Origin of the sequence: Paraburkholderia atlantica, from assembly GCF_009362785.1 — a bacterium.
Classification (GTDB): domain Bacteria; phylum Pseudomonadota; class Gammaproteobacteria; order Burkholderiales; family Burkholderiaceae; genus Paraburkholderia; species Paraburkholderia atlantica.
Window position 1 is genome coordinate 46056 of sequence record NZ_WHNQ01000018.1, and the last position, 24285, is coordinate 70340.

At 61.5% G+C, this 24285-nt stretch carries 21 protein-coding genes and 1 pseudogene; 6 read left to right on the top strand and 16 right to left on the bottom strand.

The annotated features are described in order from the left end of the window. Window positions 1-118: 118 nt before the first annotated feature. The 10 genes from GCT19_RS23855 to GCT19_RS23900 form a co-directional block, all read right to left on the bottom strand. Window positions 119-643, bottom strand: coding sequence for a class I SAM-dependent methyltransferase (locus tag GCT19_RS23855; protein WP_227749319.1), 525 nt, complete (start codon window positions 641-643; stop codon window positions 119-121). Window positions 644-736: 93 nt separating this feature from the next. After that, window positions 737-2182, bottom strand: a complete 1446-nt coding sequence (locus GCT19_RS23860; protein ID WP_152853272.1) for a N,N-dimethylformamidase beta subunit family domain-containing protein — start codon at window positions 2180-2182, stop codon at window positions 737-739. A 600-nt stretch (window positions 2183-2782) separates the two neighbouring features. After that, complete coding sequence (locus tag GCT19_RS23865) at window positions 2783-3097, bottom strand: DUF971 domain-containing protein (protein WP_152853273.1); 315 nt, start codon at window positions 3095-3097, stop codon at window positions 2783-2785. Then, entirely contained in the window at window positions 3094-4089 is a 996-nt protein-coding gene (locus tag GCT19_RS23870) for a HEAT repeat domain-containing protein (protein ID WP_018433240.1), read from the bottom strand. The genes GCT19_RS23865 and GCT19_RS23870 overlap by 4 nt, the downstream gene beginning before the upstream one ends. A 29-nt stretch (window positions 4090-4118) precedes the next feature. Next, window positions 4119-4910: an ABC transporter ATP-binding protein gene (locus tag GCT19_RS23875; protein WP_018433239.1), complete on the bottom strand. Its 792-nt coding sequence runs from the start codon at window positions 4908-4910 to the stop codon at window positions 4119-4121. After that, on the bottom strand, window positions 4907-5752 hold the full coding sequence (locus GCT19_RS23880) for an ABC transporter permease (protein WP_152853274.1): 846 nt from the start codon (window positions 5750-5752) through the stop codon (window positions 4907-4909). Before GCT19_RS23880 ends, GCT19_RS23875 begins: the two co-directional genes overlap by 4 nt. A gap of 35 nt (window positions 5753-5787) precedes the next feature. After that, entirely contained in the window at window positions 5788-7215 is a 1428-nt protein-coding gene (locus GCT19_RS23885) for an ABC transporter substrate-binding protein (RefSeq protein WP_152853275.1), read from the bottom strand. Window positions 7216-7270: 55 nt separating this feature from the next. After that, window positions 7271-7516: a 4Fe-4S dicluster domain-containing protein gene (locus GCT19_RS23890; RefSeq protein ID WP_018433236.1), complete on the bottom strand. Its 246-nt coding sequence runs from the start codon at window positions 7514-7516 to the stop codon at window positions 7271-7273. 14 nt (window positions 7517-7530) lie between these two features. Continuing rightward, entirely contained in the window at window positions 7531-9297 is a 1767-nt protein-coding gene (locus tag GCT19_RS23895) for a fumarate reductase/succinate dehydrogenase flavoprotein subunit (protein WP_020565948.1), read from the bottom strand. Then, window positions 9297-10085 carry a GntR family transcriptional regulator gene (locus GCT19_RS23900; RefSeq protein WP_018433233.1) on the bottom strand — a complete coding sequence of 263 codons (789 nt, stop codon included), beginning with the start codon at window positions 10083-10085 and terminating at the stop codon, window positions 9297-9299. The genes GCT19_RS23895 and GCT19_RS23900 overlap by 1 nt, the downstream gene beginning before the upstream one ends. Before the next feature lie 40 nt (window positions 10086-10125). On the opposite strand from GCT19_RS23900, the gene GCT19_RS43505 reads away from it, so the two are divergent. Then, a complete protein-coding gene (locus GCT19_RS43505) occupies window positions 10126-10929 on the top strand; it encodes a tyrosine-type recombinase/integrase (protein ID WP_321576859.1) in 804 nt (267 codons plus the stop codon). 496 nt (window positions 10930-11425) lie between these two features. On the opposite strand, the gene GCT19_RS23910 is transcribed toward GCT19_RS43505, so the two are convergent. The 4 genes from GCT19_RS23910 to GCT19_RS23925 form a co-directional block, all read right to left on the bottom strand. Beyond that, window positions 11426-12442 (bottom strand): ABC transporter substrate-binding protein, encoded by a 1017-nt coding sequence (locus tag GCT19_RS23910; RefSeq protein ID WP_051106704.1) that lies wholly within the window; start codon window positions 12440-12442, stop codon window positions 11426-11428. Between the two features lie 131 nt (window positions 12443-12573). After that, window positions 12574-13800, bottom strand: a complete 1227-nt coding sequence (locus GCT19_RS23915) for a porin (protein ID WP_018433228.1) — start codon at window positions 13798-13800, stop codon at window positions 12574-12576. Window positions 13801-13874: 74 nt separating this feature from the next. Then, window positions 13875-15200 carry an MFS transporter gene (locus GCT19_RS23920; RefSeq protein WP_018433227.1) on the bottom strand — a complete coding sequence of 442 codons (1326 nt, stop codon included), beginning with the start codon at window positions 15198-15200 and terminating at the stop codon, window positions 13875-13877. A 56-nt stretch (window positions 15201-15256) separates the two neighbouring features. Continuing rightward, window positions 15257-16318 (bottom strand): lactonase family protein, encoded by a 1062-nt coding sequence (locus GCT19_RS23925; protein WP_026228243.1) that lies wholly within the window; start codon window positions 16316-16318, stop codon window positions 15257-15259. Between the two features lie 263 nt (window positions 16319-16581). On the opposite strand from GCT19_RS23925, the gene acnA reads away from it, so the two are divergent. The 3 genes from acnA to GCT19_RS23940 are packed head-to-tail and all read left to right on the top strand — an operon-like array spanning window position 16582 to window position 20908. After that, window positions 16582-19206 carry an aconitate hydratase AcnA gene (gene acnA, locus GCT19_RS23930; protein ID WP_152853276.1) on the top strand — a complete coding sequence of 875 codons (2625 nt, stop codon included), beginning with the start codon at window positions 16582-16584 and terminating at the stop codon, window positions 19204-19206. Window positions 19207-19241: 35 nt separating this feature from the next. Beyond that, complete coding sequence (locus tag GCT19_RS23935; protein WP_018433224.1) at window positions 19242-20177, top strand: GntR family transcriptional regulator; 936 nt, start codon at window positions 19242-19244, stop codon at window positions 20175-20177. Then, complete coding sequence (locus GCT19_RS23940; protein WP_018433223.1) at window positions 20174-20908, top strand: ABC transporter substrate-binding protein; 735 nt, start codon at window positions 20174-20176, stop codon at window positions 20906-20908. Before GCT19_RS23935 ends, GCT19_RS23940 begins: the two co-directional genes overlap by 4 nt. A gap of 522 nt (window positions 20909-21430) precedes the next feature. Here GCT19_RS23940 and GCT19_RS23945 read toward each other — a convergent pair. Both GCT19_RS23945 and GCT19_RS23950 read right to left on the bottom strand, forming a co-directional pair. Then, window positions 21431-21976 (bottom strand): tyrosine-type recombinase/integrase, encoded by a 546-nt coding sequence (locus GCT19_RS23945; RefSeq protein ID WP_157646295.1) that lies wholly within the window; start codon window positions 21974-21976, stop codon window positions 21431-21433. Between the two features lie 13 nt (window positions 21977-21989). Beyond that, entirely contained in the window at window positions 21990-22259 is a 270-nt protein-coding gene (locus tag GCT19_RS23950; protein ID WP_152853277.1) for a phage integrase central domain-containing protein, read from the bottom strand. Between the two features lie 164 nt (window positions 22260-22423). Here GCT19_RS23950 and GCT19_RS23955 point away from each other — a divergent pair. Together GCT19_RS23955 and GCT19_RS23960 are read left to right on the top strand one after the other, a co-directional pair. Continuing rightward, window positions 22424-22870: pseudogene (locus GCT19_RS23955) on the top strand (acyl-CoA dehydrogenase family protein); the annotation flags it as partial. Window positions 22871-23032: 162 nt separating this feature from the next. Further along, complete coding sequence (locus tag GCT19_RS23960; RefSeq protein ID WP_152853278.1) at window positions 23033-24283, top strand: SfnB family sulfur acquisition oxidoreductase; 1251 nt, start codon at window positions 23033-23035, stop codon at window positions 24281-24283. Window positions 24284-24285 lie beyond the last annotated feature (2 nt).

The window sequence follows — 24285 nt, forward strand, 5'->3', positions numbered from 1 at the left end:
ACGTCCCATTTGAATCGCGTCGACGCGTGTGTGATACGGACACGATCGAGTTCGTCGAAGGCCGCCTTCAACCTGTTCCACGTCCGTATTCCGTCGTCGTGATACCAGATACTGACGATCAATATCCCACCGGGCGCGAGACAGCGCGCGAGTCGACGAATCTGTTCCTCCGGTTCTCCAGGTAATAAAGCATCTCGTTGAAGACGATGACGTCGAATACCTGCGAAGGCTCGAAGGTAGTGGCATCGGCGACGGCGAACTCCGCTCCATCGATATTCGCCTGGCGGGCCTGCTCAATGGCGACTTCGGAAAGATCGACGCCGAAATAGCTAGAAGTCGAGGCGCCCGAAAGCCAACTTGCAAGAACGCCAGCGCCGCATCCAACGTCGAGCACTCGCGCGGCGGGTTTCAGGTGCTTGCAATACCCGGCGATCACGCTATAGCGGGCAATCTCCTGCGTCGTCCCCAGATAATCCCAGGTGCCCGAGCCGTACGCCTGATTCCACGTCGCATCCGAGATTGAGACGCTGTGAGCCGGCAGTATCCTGGCCTTGATCGCTGGGGGGACAAACCTTTTAACAGGCCACTTTATGGCTTTACCGAGGAGTCCGTACACTCCTCTTCTATCTGTCGGATTAAGCATGGTCGGCTCTCATGTCAAACCAACTGACGCTACGTGGCTTCTTCAGGCCAGCACCCGATATCCCCGCGCGACTTTAGGTGCGCGGCAGAATCGTCAATAAGCCTTTGCTGTAACGGACTGTCTGTCGCGATTGCTCGGATAGGCCAGCAAGCGTTCGAAGACGTTGCTGGTGATACGGTCGACGACAGCATGACTTTCGGCGTGCGGATCCATGAGGACGCGAGCCCAATCTGTCGTGCCTGCGTTGAAGACGATGCCCGGCTGAACTCCTCGTCCAGCCGCCCGCTGCAGCACGCCAAATACGCCGCGTCCGCCGACGTCCCATCCATTCAGCGCGCTTGTCATGCCAAGCACGTGGAAACCATTGGGGTTCGGCGGCAAGCCGTCTACTTCGTAGCCCACCAGACGATCTTCGGCACCAAAAATGTCCCCGTTGTTCAACTCCGTACCGGCCAGCGCCCAGTGACTCGCGTCCTCGACCCGGAATCCGGTTGCTGGGCGCTCGCGCCGGATCCAGCCACCATGCAGTAGACGCCATTCTCCCCACCAGCCGCCGCCATAACCATAACTGAGCCCTATCAGGTCGCTTTCGTCGTGACCGGGCCAGTTTTCCGCGAGGCGAGTCACGCGCAGATCGGGAGCATGAGGGCTGCCGCGCGAAAATTCGATTGGCCGATAGCAGGTGTTTCCACTAAAGATCGCGTAGTGTCCGCCGTTTGCAATGAAGCCGGCCATCCTGTCACGCATGCGCCTGCTCCAGTATTCATGATGACCCACGCTAAGCACGCAGCGATACTGGGTTAGATCAAGCCGGTCACCATCATCGAGATCCAGGTCGGAGTAGAAGTCGCAAGCAATGTTCTTCGCCTGCAGCCAGCGCACGAACTTCGCGTCCCAGTGTGGGAACTGTTGGCGCGGGGACCGAGGTTCATAGGGGTCGGCAGGCTCGCCGAACTGCGCCCCGAAGCCCCCACCTGGTCTTAGCAGGGTCACGGTCGTGACAGGTTTCTTACGTCGAACGGGATCGTGATAAAACCCGCCGCCGCCGATCGAGTTGTACGCTTGATACGTCGCGACAGGCACGATGTAAGCGACCGACGCCGATGGTCGCGGAGGGCGCGCGACCAACATTGCCATACTTCTGCTGTCCGGCGGCAGCCCGTGTAGAGGCTCATGCGCGGCGCAGTTGCGCCCCAGCGGGCGCACGGGCTCGCCGTTGGCGCGCACCTCGTAAGCCACCGCGACATACACCCCCGACGTCGCATCGGCTCGATCGAAGCGAAACCGGAAGCTCGGCCACCGCCATGCAGCGTCGCAACGCGTTGCGGTTCGTCCGCGCGGCGAAGTCAGCACCCATTGGCCACTCACGCTGTCGCAATCCATCGCGCCGCGGTCCTCTACAAGGATGCCGCAGTGGAACTCGAGCGCTTCTCCGATGCCCTGCCGGTAGATTGCAACAGAAAAGCGGCGCCCTGGCTCGACGGCGAGTTCGAAAATGCCGCCGGCATCGTAGGCGGGCGCGAGCGGATATAACCTCATCGATCACTTTCTCCGATCCTTGACGAAGCTGCACGTGGACGAGATGGCGGGTCATAGTGGCAACCATGTCCGCACCGGGGCAATTTGACGCGGGGTTACTCACTGCGACGTGAATGCTTTGGGCGCCCTTTGGGTCTGTTCGGAATTGGCAAAATGATACCTCCCGCGCTCTGCTTTCAATTACACGGTATGCGACATAAGATACGCGGTATGCGCCGAGTGACATCGAAATGCTTGATCACCGGGCTGTTCAACGAGTCGGACTATCCGACGCTTGCCAGCATGTCGGAGAAATTCGCCGTCAGGCTCGCGGTGTTGCTATATTCTGACGCGTCGGGCTGCTCTCGGCCCGATGTGATGCGTTCGCCGTTCGCCCGGCGCCCACCTCCGCACACCTAATTGCTGGGCAGCGAATGTCCGAACGGACACAAATTCCTTTTCAATGAGCCACGGCATCCGGGCTAAGTGCAATCTGTCTGAGCAGATTCAACAGCAGATCAGGAGCGGCACCTTTCTGGCCGTGCGCTGCCGTTCGACGACCGACAAAGCTGTCGTCCGCCCGGACCGGACATCACTGCAAGGTTAAGCTCGCCGTGAGCGTTACGAGGATATGGGGAAGGCTGCTTGCAATTGCGCTGCCGGTTCGGGCAGCCCGGCCACATAAACCCACGGAAAGATGCCACGCTCATGTTTGTCGCTGAACACCAGTTGCATGCCGTAAGCGGCCGGGCGAATCTCCCGAATGACGATATCGGGCGACACGTCGAGCGCCGTTCCATCGAGCCGTCGCCGCCGGCATTCGGCGCAAGGGCACCCCATGCGCAGCGCGCGGGACGTAAGCCGTTGTGCCGGTCCATCATCCCAATGCAGGGTTAGCGTCTCAGCGTCGAATTCGATCTGCCGCGGACTCTTCATGGTGTCACTGGCTCGAGCTGTTGCAGCGCAATTCTGGCCGCCTTGCGCACTTCGGGATCGCTGTCGCCCGACGCTTCGCGCAGTGCCGCAGCTGTCGATGGGTCGCGCAGTTCCCCGAGCGCGAGCGCCGCTTCCTTGCGCAGATTGCTGATCGCGTGCGCCAGCAGTGCTACGAGCGGCGGTGCCGCGGCACGGTCGCCCAACTGTCCCAACGCGCGCGCTGCACGCAGGCGCACCTGCCAGTAGTCGTCATCGAGCGCGGCGATCAACGCGTCGCGCGCCGATGCGACGCGCAGCTTGCCTAGTGTTGTCGCGGCCTCCTCACGGACTTGCCACACCGGGTCACGCAGCGCTTGCAGCAACGCAAGCGGGATGGCGCGATCGTCTCCCTGTGCGTAACCCAACGCACCGATCGCCGCGCGCCGAATTTCGGCGCTGGAATCGGAGGTGGCGAGATCGGCCAGCGGCGCGAGCGCGCGCGCATCCTTCAGCCATCCGAGCACGCCGACGGCTTCGATTCGCACACTGGGATCGTCGTCAGCAAGGGCTTGCAACGCAGGTGCGAACGCATTGGCGACACGGAGCTCGCGCAACGCGCGCAGTACCGCGGCCTTCACGAACGGTTCGGGTCGATCGACCCACGCGCAAAGCACCGCGCCCGAAGATGGATCCTTCAGTTCCGACAGACTCGTTGCGGCGGCCTCACGCACTTGGCCATCGACGTCGATCAACGCATGACAAAGCGCTTCCACGATTTGCGGGTCTTCCCACGCGCCGAGCACGCGTGCGGCTTCACTGCGCACCGTGGCAGAATCGTCGTGTATCAGCGCCGCGACAATGGGCTGCAGCGCGTCGGGGTCTTCCAGGTCGGCAAGTTCGATCAGTGCAATGCGCCGGACCGCAGCGTCGGCATCCGACAGGCGCGGCAAGAATGCAACGGCTTCCGGTGCAAGCGTTTCGGGATCGTAGGTCAACAAGTTCGGGGCGGACATGAACGGTCGAATAATGGAATCGCGCGGCGTCACTTGGCGTCGCGCAACAGTGAAAGGCATTGGCGCTTGATGTCGACGAACACTGGATCGAATGTCGTATCGTCCGACCGGGGTCGAGCAAGCGGCACCGGAATATCCGCGACCACGCGGGCGGGCCGCTTCGATAGCATCAGGATGCGATCCGCGAGAAACAGCGCTTCTTCGATATCGTGCGTGACGAAGACAACCGTCGTGCGTACCTTTGTCCAGATATCGAGCAGCAGCGTCTGCATCATCCGGCGCGTTTGCGCGTCGAGCGCGCCGAACGGTTCGTCCATCAGCATCACGCGTGGCCGGTTGATCAGCACGCGCGCTATTTCGACGCGCTGCTGCATGCCGCCGGACAGTTGCGCGGGGTAGTGCGAGTCGAACCCGCCAAGTCCAACGAGTTCGAGCAGTTCTGCGGCTTGCCTGCGCCGCTCATTCGCGCCGACGCCCTTCATCTTGAGGCCGAACGCGACGTTGTCGATCACGCGCTTCCATGGAAACAGCGTGTGTTGCTGAAAGACGAGACCGCGCTCGGGATGCGGGCGTTCGACCGTTTCGTCATCGACGGCGATCGTGCCTTGTGTCGCTGCGATATGCCCCGCGATCGCGGCGAGCAAGGTCGACTTGCCGCAACCGGAAGGACCGAGCACGCAGACGAACTGGCCGGGCGCGATGTCGACGTCGAGTCCGTCGAGTGTCGCGATGCGCGCTTGCGGCGGTCCTACTTCGACAGAAAGCGCGCGCACGTTGACGCGGGCGGGCGCGTTCGCGATTTCGATAGCAACGCTGCTCATCGTTGCTTCTCCTGCAATCGGTACCACGGGGTGAGCGCAAAGCCCAGACGCTTGACGAGCGCGCTGCTGCCCATGCCGAGCGCTCCGATCAACGCCATGCCGACGACGATGTCGGGGTAGTTCTGCAACGTGTACGACTCCCACGTGAAATATCCGATGCCATACTGGCCCGCGATCATCTCCGCCGTCACCAGACAGAACCACGCGGTGCCCATGCCGATCGCAAGGCCCGTGAATATAGCCGGCGCAGCGCCTGGCAGCACCACTTCCTTATAAAGCGCGAGCGATTTTGTGCCGAGACTGCGGGCAGTCGCGACGAGCCTCGGATCGACGGCTTCCACGCCATGCACCGTGTTGAGCAGAATCGGAAACAACGCACCGATGAACGTGATGAACATCATGCTGAGTTCCGACGACGGAAACATCAGGATCGCAAGCGGTATCCACGCGACGGCTGGGATCGGGCGCAGCATTTCGAGCGCAGGCAGCGCCGTATCTTCGACCGCGCGATAACGGCCAATCGCGAGGCCCAAACCGACACCCACGACCGCCGCCGCGCAAAAACCCGCGAGCACGCGCCAGATGCTCGCGGCCAGATGCATCGGCAGCTTCGGCGAATGCAGCAGCGACCACAGCGCGGGCAGCGCATCGGACGGCGCGGGCACGTTGGCAAACGTGATGAAGCCCGTCGATAGCTGGAAGTGCACGGCAAGCTGCCAGAGCGCGACGCATACCGCCAGCGATGTCACGCGCCGCGTGCGCCGCAGGGTCGTAAGCGCGAGGAAAGAAGGGCGCCGGCGCGTCGATGTGCGGTTGCCCTGAAGTTCGAAGGTGGCGGCCATAGTTTGTCCCGATGTTGCGCGACGATGGAATGAGCCTAGCGCGACGCGAGGGCTTGTGCAGCGCCCGATTGCGCCGCGGCGTAATCGACCACCGATCCCGACACCTGTTGCGCGTAACGGTCGGCGCCCGCTCTTAGCAGGAATGCGGTGTTCGCGCCGTGCGAATCCATCACGTACCACGCCTGGTTTGCAAACAGCTTCAGGCCGCTTGCGTGGTCATGGACGAACACGGCGCGTGGCTTTGCGCCCGACTGTGCGATCTTGCCGAGCGCCGCGAATGCTTCTTTCGGCGACGCGTAATTGCGGACCTTGTCTTCGTTGTCCAGCCACACCTGGGCCACGTCGTTGAAATCGCGGATCGGCTTTCCTGTGACGGCGTCGTTGGCGATGAGCGGCTGCCTCGCATAGTTCTTCAGCGCAGCGTCGTAGTCGAGGCCGGATTCCTTGAACGCTTCGCGAATGTAGCGGTCATCGATGAACGTGTTCGCGTTCAGATCGACATCCGTTTTCTTCAAAAGCTTGAGCGTTTCTATTGCGGTTGCAGTCGCCTGGCGATATTCGGGCTTCCATGTGAGGTCGCGGGTCTGGATACCGAGCGGACCATGATAGAGATAGTCGACGGGCGCTTCGATACCCGTCGTCTTCTGGATCAGCAGGCTGTACTTCTCCGGGTCCTGCGCGATGAGCCGGTTGGCGTCGATGGCGGCGCGCAGATACGCGACGACCACTTCGGGGTACTTCTGCGAAAAGGCCGCATCGACCAGTGCGCCATGATAGGTTGGCGCGTGACTCTGCGCGCCGTCGTAGATCTTGCGCGCAAAACCGCGATAGGGGAAAAGATCCGCGAACGGCACGAAGTCGGCGTGCGCGTCGATCTTTTTCGCCTTCAGCGCGCTGCCCGCCACTTCCGGTGCCTGCGTGATGATGTTCACGTCCGTGTCCGGGTTCCAGCCTTGCGCCTTGATCGCGCGCAATAGCATGCCATGCGATGTCGAGGCGAACGGCACGGAAATCGTTTTGCCCTTCAGGTCGGCGATGGAATGCAACGGCGAGCCTTCGGGCACGACGATGCCGTTGCCGCTTCCGTCGACGCTGCCCGACAGCACGGCGATGAAGATGCTCTTGCGGCCAGTCTTCTGGAACGCCGCGCCATTGAGCGCACCGGGGAAATCGGCCATCGCGCCGAAATCGAGCTTGCCCGCGACCATTTCGTTCGTCATGGGTGCGCCGGATGTGAAGTCTTTCCATTGCACGTCGTATGTCACGTCCTTGTACTTGCCCGCGTGCGGAAGATACCTGTCGAGCAGATGGAGTTCGCGAATCAATAGACCGCCAGTCGCGCAGTTGATGGTCGTGTCCTGCGTGCCGATGGCGACGCGGATCGTTTCTGCCTCGACGGTGCCCGCGGCAAGGGCGAGCATGGCAGCGGCAAGGAAGCGGGGCAGGGCATGGCGGATGGTCATGAGGCGGCTCTTCGTTGGTCTCGGAAGGAACAGGCTGGATGCTCGCGGCGGCGCGCTAGCGCAGCAGATACGGAATATCGACTTTTACAGCGCCGGTCGGGCAGTCCTGCTCACACGGCATGCAGTACCAGCATTCGTCGAACTGCATGTAGGCCTTGCCTTTACTGATGTCGATCGCGAGCAGATCGAGCGGGCACACGTCGACGCAGACAGTGCAGCCCTTGTCGGCAATGCATCTGCTTTCGTCGATCGTGACGGGGGCTGAGCTTCGATGAAGAATGTCGTGCGGGGTATAAGACATCGCGGGTGCTCCTGTCAGGCGGTGACATCGGCGAGCGGCCGGGGTGCCGCGTGCGTGATGTCGTTGGCGTCGTGAATGCGCAGCTTGCTGTAGGAACCGCGTTGCTGGTCGTCGAGCGGCACGATGTACGGCTCCACGGCGCGCTTTTCGCTGACCATGCGGCCCGTTGCGTCCTTGCGCAGATGGGTATGGCAGAACCAATCGGTGTCGTTGCGCTGCGGATAGTCGACCCGATGGTGATACAGACCCCAGCGGCTTTCCGTACGGAACAGCGATGCACGTGCAGCCATCTCGGCGCAATCGCGTATCGCGCGTACTTCGGCGGCGCGCATCAGTTCGTGCGGATGCGACGCCTTGATCGCGGCAATGTCTTCGGCGATTTCATCAAAGCGTTGCAGGCCGATCTCCATCTTGCGTGTCACCTTGGGCGGCTGCAGATAATCGTTGACCATGCGGCGCAGCTTGTATTCGACCTGTGCGGGCGCAAGGCCATGTTCGCGATCAAGAGGTGCGTAGACGCGCGCGCGCTCTGCGTCGATCTGCTCCTGATCGAGCGGCGCATGCTCGCGTCCCGCGACATACGCGGCCGCATTCTGTCCGGCGAACCAGCCGTACGTGAAGGCCCCCAGCATGTAGTTATGGGGCACGGCGGCCATATCGCCAGCGGCATAGAGCCCGCGCACGGTGGTTTCCGCCCGCTCGTTCACGAACACGCCCGAAGCGCTGTGTCCGCTGCAAAAGCCGATCTCGGAGATATGCATCTCGATCATCTGTTGCCGGTAGTCGGTACCGCGTCCCGCATGAAAGCGCCCACGGCTCGGTCGCTCGTTCGTATGCAGGATCTGCTCGATGGTCTGGATCGTTTCCTCGGCGAGATGATCGAGCTTGAGAAACACCGGGCCATTACCGCTCTGGAGTTCCTGATAGAACTCCCACATCATCTGCCCGCTCCAGTAATCGCATTCGATGAAGCGTTCGCCCTTGCCGTTCGCCGTGAAGCCGCCGAGCGGTCCGGTCACGTACGCGCATGCGGGGCCGTTGTAGTCCTTGATCAGCGGATTGATCTGGAAGCATTCGAGGTTCGCGAGCGCGGCCCCGGCGTGATAGGCCATCGCGTAGCCATCGCCCGCGTTGGTCGGATTCTCGTACGTGCCCATCAGATAGCCGGATGCGGGCAAGCCGAGCCTTCCGGCTGCGCCACACGACAGGATCACGGCCTTGGCTCGTACCACGTAGAAGTCGGCTGTGCGGCAATCGAAGCCCAGTACGCCGTTGACGTTGCCCTGTGCGTCGGTGAGAAGACGCGTCGCCACGATGCGATTGGTGATCGCGATCCGTGCACGTTTCAACTGCCGGTACAGCACTTTCTTGATGTCGTGGCCCTCGGGCATCGGCAATACGTATGAACCCATGTGATGCACTTTCTTCACGGCATAGTCTCCCGTGCCGTCCTTTTCGAACTTGACGCCCCAGCGGTCGAGTTCTTCGATCGTCTTGAAGCTGTGCTTCGCATACGCATAGACGGCGGACTGATCGACGATGCCGTCGTTAGCGATCGTGATTTCGCGCGTGTATTGCTCGGGTGTCGCGTGGCCCGGGATGACGGCGTTGTTCAGTCCATCCATGCCCATGGAAATCGCGCCGCTGCGTTTGACGTTGGCCTTTTCGAGCAGCAGCACCTTGAGGTGCGGGTCGCTTTCCTTAGCCTTGACGGCGGCCATCGGGCCCGCTGTTCCGCCGCCAACCACGACGATGTCGTATTCGAGTACGTGTGTATTCATCATGCTTTCCTTGTGGCCTGGCTTGTTGCGCCTTTGCCCTGCTTTTCACGGTCGATCCGGAAGCGGTACTGGAACGCATCACCGCGGAAGTACAGATGTTCATAATCGATGGGCGTACCGTTGGCGTCGTGCGTCAGGCGGTCGATGCGTAACGCCGGACTGCCTTCTTCCACACGCAGCGCGTCGACCATCTCATCGTCGGCGAGAATTGCGTCGATCGCGATGTCGGCGTGGCCGAGCGGCACGCCGCAGTCGTTTTCCAGAATCAGGAAGATGTCGCGCGCGACGAGGTCGGCATTGGCGAGCCGTTGGCCGAGCGCTTCGGGAAGCCAGGTCAGCTCGAGCGAGATCGGCTCGCGATTGAGCAGACGCACGCGATGAATTTCGATGACGGGCGCGCCTTCTTCGATGCGAAGCCGGTCAGCCACTTGCCGATTCGCGCTGACGTTGCGGAAACTGCGCAACTGGTTGACGATTTCGTAGCCCATCGAAGACATGGCTTCAGCGAAACCCTGCAACGAGCTGATGTTCTGAAAAGCTTTCGGCTTCGATACGAACGTGCCTTTGCCGTGCAGCTTGAAGAGCAGGCCTTCTTTCTGCAGATCGCCCAACGCCTGGCGCACAGTGATGCGACTCACGCCGAACATCGCGCAGAGTTCGTGCTCGGAAGGCATCTGGCTGTGAGGCGCATAGGTGCCATCGAGGATGCGTGCGCGCAGGTTTTCCTTGATCTGCGCGTAGAGCGGCACCGATGTGACGGGGACTAGATTACCTGCGGCTTTCAACATGACTCAGCTTGTTATGACAAGATGAGTCGCAGTCTAGTGAGTGCCTGTTCGCAGTCCAACCAACAAATTCTGCTTTGCTTTTTCGACGGCGATGAACTGCATCCATGCCCGCATTGCATGCGCGCGGATAAACGCGATCGTGGCGTATTTGAGCACGGCGCTGGACGAACGTCGCTGGACCGCGGTCGTCTTCAAGGAAGCGAAGATGCCGAAAAACCTCGATGTGCCCGCGTTCGCGATGCCGGGCCGGCGAATCGCAATTTCGGACTGGAAGGTATCGGTGTCGACAGACAACTCGCTGGCGCTCATGCTCGCGCACGAAATGGGCATGTCGACCTCGATCACTGGAGCCTGGTGTGGCAGTCGATCCCGCGGCAGACGGGGGTGCGTCCGCACAAGTGGACAGGCCTCGCTGCGCACGCGAGGGTTGCGCTACCGCTCGGGGCGCGCGTTTGTTATTCGACTCATCCAGCGAAAGACACAGCGCCCCGTCCAGTTTGAACTGACCGAGTCCACCCGGAAGGCGGTCGGCGCGTGGCTTGAGAAGGCTGGCATGAGGTCGGAACAGTACCTGTTCCCAAGTCGGCTATCGGCGTCCCCACATCTTTCAACCCGACAATACGCCCGGATGATACGTCGATGGGCGGATGCAGCGGGGCTTGAACCGACAGCGTACGGCACGCATTCGATGCGCCGTACGAAGGCGACGCTGATTTACAAACGCACCAAGAACCTCAGGGCAGTGCAGCTGCTTCTCGGCCATAGCAAGATAGAAAGCACAATCAGATACCGGGGTATCGAAGTCGACGACGCGCTTGAGATTTCGGAGCAGACTGGAATCTAGCGCAGCTGGTGCTGGCCGCGCGAAACGATGCGACATCGGGATTCGTGCGGCCGCGGTCGGCGCGGTTCTCGTGGGACAAAACCGGCGGACTTGAGACTGCTGCTGATGCAGGACAACCATCCTCGAGACCGCTTCGGCCCGGAAAGCTGCCGGACCGCCTATGCGCTCGACTCGGCCATAGGAGACGCTCGCAAATAGGAGCGGTGCGTCGGCTGCAGGTTGGTTTGCTGCCATTCGCGACCCGGCGTCGGCGAACGGCACTTCTCGCGTTAACGAACGGATCTTCCCCGACCCATCACTATCGCACCCACCGGCAAAAAGTGAACGACTGCATGTGAAGGCGCAGCGCCATCCCGACAGCTCCGCATACCGGCGGATTCCGACAACAGGGCTGCTCGCATCCAATTACATATTCGTCGCCTGGCGGTGCTTTATAGCCTCGTCCTCATGAAGCGCCGCGCGTGCGGCGTTTAACCCTGTCCGGCGGGACCAGCAATCACGACGCATTCGCAGTAGCGACAAACTCGTTGGTGTACGTCCGCTGCAGATCGATATGCTTACCCTTGATCGCCGGGTTGATCGTCGACAGGACCTTGAGAACATTCTCCGGACCGCCCGCAGGCATCTTTCCATCGGGCGTGTACATCGCCATGGTCGACTTCAGCGCCTGTACATAGAGGGCCTTGTCGCCACCGTAGTAATCCTTGGGCATCTTGTCCGCAATTTCCTCCGGCGTATGCGTATGGATGTATTTCATGGTTCGCGCAATCGCGCGCGCCAGCCCTGCCGCCTGCTGCTTGTGCGACGCCAGCCAGCCAGCATCGACGTACAGTCCGGTAAATGGGTAGATTCCGCCAAGCGCCTGCTGCGTTCCGTCGACAGTTCGCATGTCGACCATGACAGACGCATCGCCCTTCTGAAGGAGCCGCGACACGGTAGGCTCGGTCGTCATCCCAGCGTCGATGCGCCGTTGCTGGACAGCGGCGATGAACGAATTATCGGCGCCGACGGGGAGTGTCGAATACTCTCTCGACGTAATGCCGTGTTTGAGCGCCATGTACCGCGTGAGAAAGTCGGTCGATGAGCCAAGTCCCGTTACGCCCAGGGTCTTTCCTTTGGCGTCGGCCATGCTTTTCATCGTGGACGCCTTCGATACGACTTCAACCTCTCCTGGAACCTGCAGGAACGTCGCGATGGAGCGAACCTCTTTGCCCTTGCTTTGCAGGTCGATCGTATGGTCGTAGGCGCCGGCCACTGCCTGAACGGAACCGGACAGCAATTCGTTTTCGGCATCGACGCCAGCGGGCTGCGACAGCAGTTCGACGTGCAGCTTTTCGTCCTTGAAGTAGCCGAGCTGATCGGCGAGCTTGGCCGGCAGGTAGATAAATTTCGAGATGCCGCCGACCATGATCGAGATGGTCTGGCTGTCGTCGGCCCGCGCGGGCGACATGGCAATCACGCTTGCAAGTGCGATGGCTGCGCAAAAAAGACGTGCTTTCGGTGATTTGTTCATGGTTTTCTCTGGGAAGGGTCTTCAGGTCTAAAACAATCGGAGCAAGACGTTCTGTAGTGTGCCGTCAGGTCTCGTCCCGACTCGTCACCATGCGGCCGCCGTCGTCTCCAGGACCGCGGGCGCACGAGGCGTTAGAACTTGTGCCGGATACCGACGCGCAGGGAAACCTGCTTGTCGGTGGTGGAGGGCGTTAGCCCGGTAATCTGCGCGACGGCACTCTGCCCCGTCGAATCGGTCCCGCTCGTCTTTTCGTAGACTGCAAGCGTGTAGACATCAGTTCGCTTCGAGAGGAAATAGTCGAGGCCCGCGCTGAAAAGGTTGTAGTTGGCACCGCCCCTGCCACCTGCACCACCGTTGCGTGTGTAGTCGTAAGCCAGACCGGCGAGCAGCGCCGGCGTCAGCTGGTATTTCGCGTTGATTTCGACGTTATTGAAGGCGGCCGTGCCTGTGTAGTGCAGTGTGTTCGGTCCCGACGCGGAGCCCATGTCCCTGAATCGGGTATTCGAATACGCGAGGTTCACATTCAGTGAGCCGAGCGTCACACCGGCACCTACGCCTGCGATCTCCAGTCGATTCGCGGATGCGTATCCGGCGAAAACTGGATTGCTCTGCGGGCTGGTCGGGCTGCCGAAGCTGCCGAGATTATTGGTCGTAGCCGGACCTGCATTCGGATTGGCGCCGAAAAACGAGGTGTTCGGATTGCGGACGTTCAGGTAGCCGGCGCCGAGCGAGAAGGGGCCATGGGAGTAAGATGCGCCCGCACCCCAGATCCAGTTGCTCGAAAACGAGCCGGGTGTGCCGCCAAGATTCATCATCGCTTCGACGGTCAGCCCCTGGTAGTTGGCGCTGCGGAACTTGACCGAGTTGTTGATCCGACGGGTGTTGAGCGCATTGTCGAGGTCGCTCGGATGTGAGCTCATGTAGCCGCCCCATTGCGGTGCAGCGAGAAACGGCCCGAAGTTGTCGACCACGGGATCATACTGGCGACCCAGCGTTACGGTGCCGACAGGGTTGCTCAAGCCGACGTAAGCCTGACGACCAAACAGAGCGCCTCCCTGATTGAGCGCGCCATTATTGCTGTAAAACCCGCTCTCCAGCACGAACAGCGACTTGAGACCGCCACCCAGGTCCTCTGTGCCTTTCAAACCCCAGCGGCTTCCTTGCAGACCCGCCGAGCCGCCTTCGATCATCGCGATCTGGTGGCCGCCCACCAGACCGGACGCCGTTTTTGCCGTCTGAACGTTGTTCGTGTAATTCACGCCGCTATCGATAATGCCGTACAGCGTCACGCTGCTTTGCGCGTGAGCAAGACCGACAATACCGCTTAGTACTGCAAATGACACGGCAGACTTCTTCATCAAAATGATCTCCAGTTTCCTTGTGTTGTTGACTACACGTACGCTCCCATCGGGCATCCCTGCCTGAAGGGAGGTCAATGGCTTTGATTCGGGACGGCACCGGTAGCGTCGTCGGTATCGCCCCCGTTGATGCGGATGAAATACGTCATCAGGAACGACATGACCAGCAGTGCCGACAGAAACAGCAGGCCCGGCGTCGCGCTTTTTCCCGCACCCTTCAGATACCCGATTGCGAAAGGTCCAACGAATCCGCCGAGATTACCCACCGAGTTGATCACTGCAATGGCGACCGCCGCCGTGGAACGGGTGAGGAACAGCGTGGGCAGTGCCCAGAACGGGGATTTGAACGCGTAGAGTCCCGCGAGACTCACGCTGATCAACGAGATCGATACGTACGGATTCGTCGACAGGCCGGCGCCCAGCAGCGCGAGCGCAGCGACGCCGAGAGGGATCGCCGAATGCAGGCGCCGTTCGTTGTGGAGATCCGAGCTTCGGGACCACATCACCATGGCGATCGTCGCGACGATATACGGAATCATCGCGATGAGGCCGACCTGCGTGTGACTCAGTGTCCTCGAGAATCCCTTGATGATCTGCGGCATCCAGTATCCGACACCAAGACTGCCGCATTGGTAGACGAAGTAGATGAAAGAGAGGTACAGCACCTTCGGATTGGTCATCGCCTTGAGCGAGCCGAAATGCTTCGCGTTGGGACGGGACTTTCGATCGTTAGCCAGTTCGCCCAGCAGCCATTCGCGCTCGTGGGGCTTGAGCCACTTCGCGTCGGCGGGCCGGTCGGTCAGATAGAAGAAGCACAGAACGCCGCCGATCAGCGCCGGCGCGCCTTCCAGAACGAGCATCCAGCGCCAGCCGCTCCAGTTCAGCCACTGTGCGTGGTCCATCACCCACGTGCTCAGCGGTGCGCCAATGATGTACGAGACCGGAATGGCGGCCGTGAACAGCGCGACCGTGGTCGCGAGCTCCTTCGCGCGAAACCAGTACGTCAGATAGACGATGATGCCAGGGAAGAAACCGGCCTCGGCCACGCCGAGCAAAAAGCGCAGGACATAAAGCTGCGTCGCGTTCTGGACGAATGCGGTACCCACGGAAACGATGCCCCATGTCACCAGGATGCGGGCGATCCAGATGCGCGCACCGAGCTTGTTGAGCACGACGTTGCTCGGTACCTCAAACAGGAAGTAGCCGATGAAGAAGATTCCCGAGGCGAAGCCGAATGCTTCGCTGCTCAGCGCCAGCTCATGATTCATCTGCAACGCCGCGTAGCCGATATTCGCGCGGTCGATGTACGAAATGATGTAGAGGATGAAAACGAACGGGATGATGCGCCACGTGATCTTGCGTACGAGCGCGCGTTCGTCGATTGCAGTATTAGCTAGCATGGTTTCTCCACTGGCGGGCAGGCCCGCCAGGTTTCGCGTGAATCGAAAAAAGCGTGTCAGGCGTGGCGTTGTGAAAACACCATGCAAACCGGGCTGCCTGACGAGGCGGCGAAGCCGGTCGGTGCGAGGCCGCCCGACTGCGCATCGACGGAGAACGCAACGATGGTGTCGCTGTCCTCGTTGAGCACATACATGAAGCGACCATCGGGTGTGCTCGTCATGAACCGGGGCGTTTTGCCCTGCGTGGGAACCGCATTCAGGAAGCGCAGATGGCCATTCGATGCATCGATGCCGAATACCGCGATGCTGTCGTGGCCGCGGTTCGAGGCGTAGACGAAACGACCGCTGCGATCGACTTCGATTTCCGAGGCACGGCTGTCACCCGTGCAGGTATCCGGCAGACTCGACAGCACTTGCAGCGGCGTGAGCGAGCCGGTGGCCGCATCGTAGCCATACGTCGTGACCGTCGAATCGAGTTCATTCACGATCCATGCATGGCGTCCGTCAGGGTGGAACGCGATATGGCGCGGCCCCGCACCCTCGCGGGAAACGATGAAGGGTGTCGCGGCCGGTGTCAGCTGGCCGTTTTCGAAGCGGAACGAGAACGTGCGGTCGAGTCCCTTGTCCGGAACGATCACGAAGCGGCCGCTTGGGTCGAACGGATTGAAGTGCGGCTTCGACTGCTTCTGTTCGATGCGGTGCGGACCAATCGGGCCCTCCAGGTGCACAAGCTGCGTGAGCGGTTCGAGCGACCCGTCGGCTGCGATGGGCAGCACCGCGAGGCTCGCACCGATGTGATTGGACACGACCACGTAGCGACCCGTCGGGTCGATCGCGAGATGCACGGGATTTTTGCCCTCGGTGCTCTGGCGATTGATGAACGCGAGCTTGCCGCTCGCCTTGTCGACCTTGAATGCGCTGATGTCGCTCAGGTCGCCATGCACGGTGTAAAGGTGCTCGCCGTCCGGGCTCAACGCAAGGAACGACGGGTTCACCAGGTTCTTGACGAGTTGCACGAGCGTGAGCGCGCCGGTCTGCGTATCGACCTGGTAGACGCTGATGCCATCGCCGCGGGCGTTTCGTTCGCGCGTGGTGCGCGAACCGACATAAGCAAACATGGACTTCTTTCCTTTCAAAACGGTGTGCTGCGGATACTCTGCGGCCGCGAAAATCTTCCGCGAGACCGTGCCCAGGGTCGCGAGCGCGATGAGCGAGGCTGCGCCCAACACAAGGTCACGCCGGGGCACGCGGTGAAGCCCGTGCGTTCCCCTTTTTGGCGTTCGTCGCAAAGCGCCGGGTTTGTCCACGCTGTCTCCTGAATTTCGTATTTCGGGTTTCCACTGGATTGCATTTTGACCATGTGAAGTGCAAAAATACAGTTATGGAAAACACCGACACCCCCTTCATCTCCAGTCTCGACATTGCCGGCACGAGATTGCGTTTCGTCGATCTACCCGCGATGTTCGGCGCGCAACTGCGCGACTTGCCTGTCGTGCTCCGTCTGCTGCTCGAGAACGTCATTCGTAATACGGATGGCGACGAGCGCCGGCAGGCCGTGGCGGCGATACTCGCGTGGCGCAAACACGGCACCAGCGAGCACGAAATCGCGTTCCAGCCCAATCGCGTGTTGATGCACGACACGACGAGCACGCCCGCGCTTGTGGACATCGCGGCGATGCGCGACGCGCTGGCCGAGGCCGGCGCCGACCCCGCCGCGCTCAATCCGGTGCTACCGGTCGATTCGTCGGTGGACCATTCGCTCGCCGTCGAATTTTTTGGCAAGCGAGACGCCGCGCCGAAGAATCTCGTGCTCGAACTGCGCCGCAATGAGGAGCGCTATCGCTTTCTGCGCTGGGCCTCGCGGGCGCTCACTGGCGTGCGTATCCATCCGCCCGGTACGGGCATCATGCATACGATCAATCTCGAGCAACTCGCGACGGTAGTGACGCGCGTGGAGCGCGACGGCGAGCAATGGGCCGTGCCCGATACGCTGATAGGCACGGACAGCCACACGCCGATGATCAACGGCATCGGCGTGCTCGGCTGGGGTGTGGGCGGACTCGAAGCGCAGACCGTGATGTTCGGCATGCCAGTGATGCAGCGCATTCCGGACGTGATCGGTGTGCATCTGACGAGCGCATTGCGGCCCGGCGTGCTCGCCACGGATCTTGCGCTGACGGTCACACAGCGCCTGCGTGCGATCGGCGTGTCGGGCGAATTCGTCGAGTTCTTCGGGCCCGGCGTTTCGACGCTCAGCGCGGGAGAGCGCTCGGTCGTCGCGAACATGGCGCCGGAGTACGGCGCGTCGACGGGCTTTTTCCCGGTGGACGGACGCACGCTCGACTATCTGCGCGCGACGCATCGTAGCGAGGCAGCCGTGCAACTGGTGGACGCGTTCACGCGTGCTGCCGGCTTGTGGTTCGATCCCGAGGCCGCGCCGCGCTACACGCGCACGATCGACATTGACCTCTCGAGCATCGGTATGCATGTGGCGGGACCGCGCCGCCCGCAGGATCTGCTCGATTACACTGCACTCCCTGACACGCTCGCGAAGCTGGAATTCAAGCCAACCACGCCGCACGCGGCGATGCCGCGTCATCCCGTGGCGATCGCGGCGATCACGAGCTGCACGAACACCTCCGATCCCGCGTTGCTCATCGCCGCCGGTCTCGTCGCGCGCAAGGCGCGCGAGAAGGGTCTGACGGTACCCGCGTGGATCAAGACGTCGCTCGCTCCTGGATCGCCCGCCGCCGCAGCGTATCTGGAGCGCGCCGGTCTGATCGACGATCTTTCCGCTGTGGGTTTCGATATCGTCGGCTATGGCTGCACGACCTGCATCGGCAATTCGGGACCACTGACGGAAAGCGTGCGCGCAGCGCAGGCCGAAGGCAGCATTTATCCCGTCGCGGTGCTTTCGGGCAACCGCAATTTCGCAGGGCGTATTCACCCCGACCTCGATCTCGGCTTCATCATGTCGCCGCCGCTCGTGGTCGCGTTTGCCCTTGCGGGCAATGCCGAAACCGATCTGAGCCGCGAGCCCGTGCAGTGCGCGACCGACGGTACACCGGTCTGGCTGCGCGACGTGTGGCCGAAGCGCGAGGAAGTGGCCGCCCTTGTCGAGCAATCCGTCGACCCTGAGGACTACCCACGCGCATTTGCCGTGGCGAGCCGCAACCCGGCGTGGCACGAACTCGATGCGCCATCGAGCGCGCGCTTTCCTTGGAACCCCGCGTCGACTGCATTGCGCCGACCACCGTTCGCCGCAGTCGATCAGGGTAGCCAGCTCGGCAGCTATCGCGCCTATCCGTTGCTTGTGCTCGGCGACGACATCACGACTGACCACATCTCGCCAGCCAGCGCGATCCCGAAAGACAGCTTCGTGGCTGATTTCCTGGTTTCGCGTGGCGACGATCGCAACGACCTGAACGTGTTCGCCTCGCGCCGCGGCAACTGGGAAGTAATGATGCGCGCGGCGTTCTACAGCAAGACACTCGTGAACCGCCTGAAGCCGGACCTGCCGGTCGCTCACACGCTGCACGCGCCGAGCGGCGAGGTGCTGCCGATCTTTGAGGCTGCGCAACGCTACGCTGCGGCGGGCGATTCCGTCGTGCTGGTCGCGGGTGAACGCTATGGCACAGGCTCATCGCGCGACTGGGCCGCAAAGGGCCAGAGGCTGCTCGGCATACGCGCGGTGCTGGCGGCGAGCTTCGAGCGCATCCATCGCTCGAACCTGATCGGCATGGGCATCCTGCCGCTGCGCTTCGCGCCGGGCATCGATCCGGATACACTCGCGCTCGGGCCGGGTGATATGCTCGAAGTCGATGCCGACGCCGCCACGATCACTCCGCGCTGCGCCGTGCCAGTGCGTATCGTGCGCGCCGATGGCCGCGTCGAAGCGATCGGGGTGCGCGCGGCGGTGGAGACGCAGCTCGAATGCAGGCTGCTGCGCTCGGGCGGTGTCATTCCCTTAATCCTGCAAAAGAATCTCGCGACCGTGGACGGCTGACAGAAAGCCCTGTGCGGCGCGGCTGGCCGATAGACATGATTGACCGTTCCATTGCGACCCAGATTGTCGAGCTGATCAAAAACGAAGGACTTGAGGCCGGCTCGCATTTGCCCGCGCAGATGCTCGCCGACCGGCTTCGCGTATCGCGCTCGCCCGTGAACGAAGCGCTCGCGATGCTGCACGAGAAAGGTGTGCTCACGCGCGAGAAGAATCGTGGCTTTTTCGTGGCACGGCCGATCGTGAAGCCGCTTTCCGACATGGTCAGCGAACTGGGACTTGTCGAGACGAGCATCGTGACGAGCGTCTATTTCCAGATTGCCGATGATCGCCTCAAAGGCATACTGCCGGCGGTCGTATCCGAACAGATGATCCGGATCCGCTACGGTCTGACGAACGCGCAAGTTACAGCGGTGTTGAACCGGATCGCCCAGGAGGGCTGGGCGGAGCGCAAGCCCGGCTATGGTTGGGAGTTCTCGCCAATGCTCACGACCCCCGACAGCCTGCTCAAGTCGTACCGCCTGCGTCTCGCGCTGGAGCCCGCCGCGCTACTTGAGCCCGGCTACCGGCTCGAACGCAAGGTACTCGAGCGTTGCCGCGAGGTCGAACGGCATCTGCTTGCTGGCGGTATCGAAACCGATACCGCCGACCAGTTGCACGAGCGCGGTGTGCGCTTTCACGAGTCGCTTGTCGAGGCGTCGGGCAACAGCTTTTTCATCGACACCATTCGCCGCGTGAACCGTGTGCGTCGCCTGATCTCCTACCGATCGATGCAGCATCGTGAGCGCTACGTGGAGCATGCGAAGCAGCATCTGCACGTGCTCGAATTGCTGGAGCGCGAGCGCAACGAAGAGGCTTCGGATGCACTACGGCAACACCTGTTGCATACGCTGGACGCTTTGGCGAGCATCCGGGAAATTCTCAATTCTGGGCCGGACGATCAACGCGCGGCCCAACCTGAAACCAGCTCATGAATATTGATTCCGACATCGTCAAGGCACTTACTCCCACGGGTACGCTTCGCGCGTCCATCAATGTTGGTAATCCAATCCTCGCAAGCCGGGATCCGCAGTCGGGCGAGCCGACTGGCGTATCGGTCGATCTAGCCCGCGCATTCGCGCAGCGTCTTGGTGTGTCGCTCGAACTCGTGGTATTCGACGCAGCGGGCAAGTCGGTCGAGGCGGTGAGCGATGAGCGTGCGGACTTCGGTTTTTTCGCCGTAGATCCGAAGCGCGGCGAAACCATTGCGTTCTCCGCGCCGTACGTACTGATCGAAGGTTTTTATCTCGTCCGCGACGATTCACCGATCCGCACGAATGATGAGGTCGATCAGCCGCACAACCGGGTGGCGGTGGGCAACGGCAGCGCCTACGACTTGTTTCTGTCGCGGGAACTCAAGGCAGCGCAGATCGTGCGTGCGCCGACTTCGCCCACGGTCGTCCAGACCTTTCTTGAACAAACGCTCGACGTGGCCGCTGGCGTCAAACAGCAACTGGAATCCGATGCCGCGAAGACCGGCGGATTGCGCCTGCTCGACGAACGCTTTATGGTCATTCGGCAGGCAATGGGTGTCGCCAGGAGTCGAGGGGAAATGGCTGCCAAAGCGTTACGAGAGTTCGTTGCGGACATGAAACGAAACGGTTTTGTCGCCGAAGCACTTGAACGCCACCGTATTCTCGGCGCCTCTGTTGCGCCACTCGAGTAACTCGCGGGAATGGAACGTGGACGGTCGGGGCGCCGGACGACCGTTTCAGGAAACGCTACTGCCACGCGGATGACCAAACATAGTCATGGCTGAACGGTCGAACGTGGCGGTGAACTGCCAGTCGACGAAAGTCCAAGCTGGACCGGCCGACCATCGTCCGCTGAGGAACCCACATCGGCCGCTGACACTTGGGGGACCAATGACCGCTTTGGCCGACCAGCCGCCGGCCGGCTCAGTTAGGCAACTGTGACCTGACGGTATCAACCTCCGAAGTCATCTGGAGACGCATGGCTTGGACGATCTTTGTTGAGCGGACGGAGCTGACTTTCCGATGCGGCCCACCTAAGGCCGTTGAGTGCCGGGCGGGAATGTCGGTATCGCTGACGGTATCGGCGGCCGCTATGGGACCCGAATTAGGCCCAGCGTTGGGTTTGCGGCAGGTGGTTGTCAATTGAATGGGGATTCGAGAAGAGACGTTAAGGAGCCGGTCGGGAGATCTAAACTTCGCAAGGATTTGAAAAATCAACTGCCAATGTTTTGAAGATAGTCACCCCAGTCCTGCATCATTCTCTGCCTCTCAGGCAAAAACTCGGCTTTGTTATACGCTCGACTCACCCGGTTCTTCTCGACATGGGCGAGTTGACGTTCGACTGCCAATGGAGTGAACCCCTGTTCGTACGCCCACGTGCTGAATGTACCCCGTGCGCCGTGTGCCCTGAACAGTCGCTCGTGATTGAATCCAGCACGGATCAGCACCGCATTGATTGTCGTAGCCGCCATAGGGCGCGATCTGTCTCTGACGTTCGGAAACAAGTAGTCGTCAACGCTATTGGCTCGAGTAATTTCCCGAACTTCTTTCAAAATCTCGATTGCTTGCGTGCTTAATGGGACGACATGCGGATGTCCCATCTTCATGCGCTCGCCAGGAATCGCCCATATCGCTGATTCCAGGTCAATCTCCTTCCACGTCGAGCCTCGCAACTCGCCAGTACGCACTGAGGTGAGCAACAGCAGACGCATCGCTAAGCGCGTGAGCGGAGTTCCCGTGACCGCCGCCGCAACCAGCAAGTGTCTGAGTTCGTCAGCCTTCAGCGCCCGGTTGTGGCGGGTAGGGGGGCGTCACAACGTCGGATGGCTTGAGCGCTGCAACAGGATTCGTATCCGCCCTTCCGCTGATGATTGCCCGTCTGAATATCGCGTCTAGGTGTTGGCGCAGACGTATTGCGACATGCGGAGCGCCGTTGGCCTTGCGTTCATCGCCCGCAAGGGAATTGCGCTTGGCAATCGATTGCAGAAGATCATAGACGTGCGCCACCTTGATATCACGGACCGGCATGGTCGGGATGCCCAAGAGGCTCTAACTCCCACAGCTAGCTACGAAAAAGCCCGCGCAATGCGGGCTTTCTTATTTGGAGTTCAGCTTCGTCACATCCATTTTGTGCCATATATCGAGGAAGGCTTCCGCTGGGTGAGACAGAGAACGGCCCTTTCGCGAGATGAAATGGATATCTCGTCTTTGCGGAGATGAAGCATTACACACGCCATGAATCGCGCCCGTGGTTCAAGTCTCCCGCACAGCAAGCCAGCAAGGATCCGCACATCTTGCGTCACTATGGCGAGTTCTGGGTCGAACTGGAAAGCGTGCGTCTGCTGGCCGCGCGCGCCGTGCAGATCTTCGATGAAGCGTGGGCGCGCGGTGCATCGCTCGACGAGACGGCGCGTGGCCACGTTGCCGTTGCCGTCGCCACGGCGAAGGTGGCGGCGATGCGTGTCGGTCTCGATCTCAGCACCCGCCTGTTCGAAGTAGCGGGCGCGCGGGCCACGCATGGCGCGCTGCGGCTCGATCGCTTCTGGCGCAATCTGCGCACGCAGACGCTGCACGATCCCGTCGACTACAAGTTGCAGGAACTCGGCGAATGGGCCGTCAACGACGAACTGCCGAGGCCGTCGTTCTATTCCTGAAACGCCGGGCGTCCGACGGCAGGGATAATCGGCGCCTGTCATAAGCATTTGCAAATTCGATAGTAGGGCTGGCACGCCGGGGCTGATCCAATACAGGATTGGCCCTGTTCGAAGCGAGCCGCGATGGGCTCGAAGGGCTTTTCCGTCTTCGTGTGAGCCATCATGTCTAGTGTCGAATTCCCTGTTGCCGCTGCGCAATCGCCGCGGCGTCCCGATCCCGCGCGAGTGAAGCGGATTGCCAGCGACGCCGACGCCCTGGCGGCCGCCCACGCGCTTGCGGCAGGCTTTGCTGCAGGCGCGGCTGAGCGCGACCGTCAGCGCATTCTGCCGTGGGCGGAACTCGACCAGTGGTCCGAGAGCGGGCTTGGTTCGATCACCGTACCGCGTGAATACGGCGGCGCGGACGTATCGTTCGCGACGCTTGCCGAAGTGTTCGTGATTCTCTGTACCGCTGATCCCGCGCTCGGCCAGATTCCGCAGAATCATTTCGGCGTGTTGGGCGTGCTGCGCGAAATCGGCACACCGGCGCAGAAAGCGCGTCTGTATGGCGAAGTGCTGGCGGGCCACCGGCTCGGCAATGCGGGCCCGGAACGGCGCTCGACGGCAGTGTCCACGGTGCTGCATGGGACGACACGGCTGCGTGATACGCAAGATGGACTGCGCCTCGACGGCAAGCGGTTTTATTCGACGGGCGCGCTGTTCGCACATCGCGTTCCTGCGCGAGCAACCGACGACGCGGGACGCGCCGTGCAGGTCTGGGTGCCGCGCGATGCGCCTGGTCTCACGGTGATCGACGACTGGAGCTCATTCGGCCAACGCACGACGGCGAGCGGTAGCGTGGTGTTCGATAACGTCCGCGTCGATCCGCAGGACGTGCTCCCGCTGTGGCAACTCGCCGACCGTCCGGGCCTGTTCGGTCCCAACTCGCAACTGATCCAGGCCGCCATCGATCAGGGCATCGCAGAAGCCGCTGTTGCCGATGCGCTCGCCTTCGTGCGCGAACGCGCGCGTCCGTGGATCGATTCGGGTCTGGAGCGCGCAACCGACGATCCATACATCATCTCCGACATAGGCCGTTTGCTGATCGATTTGCATGCCGCACGCGAAGTGCTGCTGGAAGCAGGGCGCACGCTTGACGCAATTGCCGCGGCACCCATCGATGCCGAAGCGAGCGCGCAAGCATCCGTCGCCGTGGCCGAGGCCAAAGTGCTGACCACGCGCATCGCCCTCGAAGCGAGCGAGAAGCTGTTCGAGCTGGCCGGTTCCGCATCGACACGCGCCGCACACAACCTCGACCGTCACTGGCGCAACGCGCGCACGCATACGCTGCATGATCCCGTGCGCTGGAAGCTGCATCTGCTCGGCAACTATCACCTGAATCATGTGCTGCCAACGCGGCATTCGTGGAACTGAAA

What these genes read in the sequence shown, in the direction of transcription:
- GCT19_RS23855 (WP_227749319.1), bottom strand. Translation starts at nt 643, where the DNA reads ATGCTTAATCCGACAGATAGAAGAGGAGTGTACGGACTCCTCGGTAAA.
- GCT19_RS23860 (WP_152853272.1), bottom strand. Translation starts at nt 2,182, where the DNA reads ATGAGGTTATATCCGCTCGCGCCCGCCTACGATGCCGGCGGCATTTTC.
- GCT19_RS23865 (WP_152853273.1), bottom strand. Translation starts at nt 3,097, where the DNA reads ATGAAGAGTCCGCGGCAGATCGAATTCGACGCTGAGACGCTAACCCTG.
- GCT19_RS23870 (WP_018433240.1), bottom strand. Translation starts at nt 4,089, where the DNA reads ATGTCCGCCCCGAACTTGTTGACCTACGATCCCGAAACGCTTGCACCG.
- GCT19_RS23875 (WP_018433239.1), bottom strand. Translation starts at nt 4,910, where the DNA reads ATGAGCAGCGTTGCTATCGAAATCGCGAACGCGCCCGCCCGCGTCAAC.
- GCT19_RS23880 (WP_152853274.1), bottom strand. Translation starts at nt 5,752, where the DNA reads ATGGCCGCCACCTTCGAACTTCAGGGCAACCGCACATCGACGCGCCGG.
- GCT19_RS23885 (WP_152853275.1), bottom strand. Translation starts at nt 7,215, where the DNA reads ATGACCATCCGCCATGCCCTGCCCCGCTTCCTTGCCGCTGCCATGCTC.
- GCT19_RS23890 (WP_018433236.1), bottom strand. Translation starts at nt 7,516, where the DNA reads ATGTCTTATACCCCGCACGACATTCTTCATCGAAGCTCAGCCCCCGTC.
- GCT19_RS23895 (WP_020565948.1), bottom strand. Translation starts at nt 9,297, where the DNA reads ATGAATACACACGTACTCGAATACGACATCGTCGTGGTTGGCGGCGGA.
- GCT19_RS23900 (WP_018433233.1), bottom strand. Translation starts at nt 10,085, where the DNA reads ATGTTGAAAGCCGCAGGTAATCTAGTCCCCGTCACATCGGTGCCGCTC.
- GCT19_RS23910 (WP_051106704.1), bottom strand. Translation starts at nt 12,442, where the DNA reads ATGAACAAATCACCGAAAGCACGTCTTTTTTGCGCAGCCATCGCACTT.
- GCT19_RS23915 (WP_018433228.1), bottom strand. Translation starts at nt 13,800, where the DNA reads ATGAAGAAGTCTGCCGTGTCATTTGCAGTACTAAGCGGTATTGTCGGT.
- GCT19_RS23920 (WP_018433227.1), bottom strand. Translation starts at nt 15,200, where the DNA reads ATGCTAGCTAATACTGCAATCGACGAACGCGCGCTCGTACGCAAGATC.
- GCT19_RS23925 (WP_026228243.1), bottom strand. Translation starts at nt 16,318, where the DNA reads ATGTTTGCTTATGTCGGTTCGCGCACCACGCGCGAACGAAACGCCCGC.
- acnA (WP_152853276.1), top strand. Translation starts at nt 16,582, where the DNA reads ATGGAAAACACCGACACCCCCTTCATCTCCAGTCTCGACATTGCCGGC.
- GCT19_RS23935 (WP_018433224.1), top strand. Translation starts at nt 19,242, where the DNA reads ATGATTGACCGTTCCATTGCGACCCAGATTGTCGAGCTGATCAAAAAC.
- GCT19_RS23940 (WP_018433223.1), top strand. Translation starts at nt 20,174, where the DNA reads ATGAATATTGATTCCGACATCGTCAAGGCACTTACTCCCACGGGTACG.
- GCT19_RS23960 (WP_152853278.1), top strand. Translation starts at nt 23,033, where the DNA reads ATGTCTAGTGTCGAATTCCCTGTTGCCGCTGCGCAATCGCCGCGGCGT.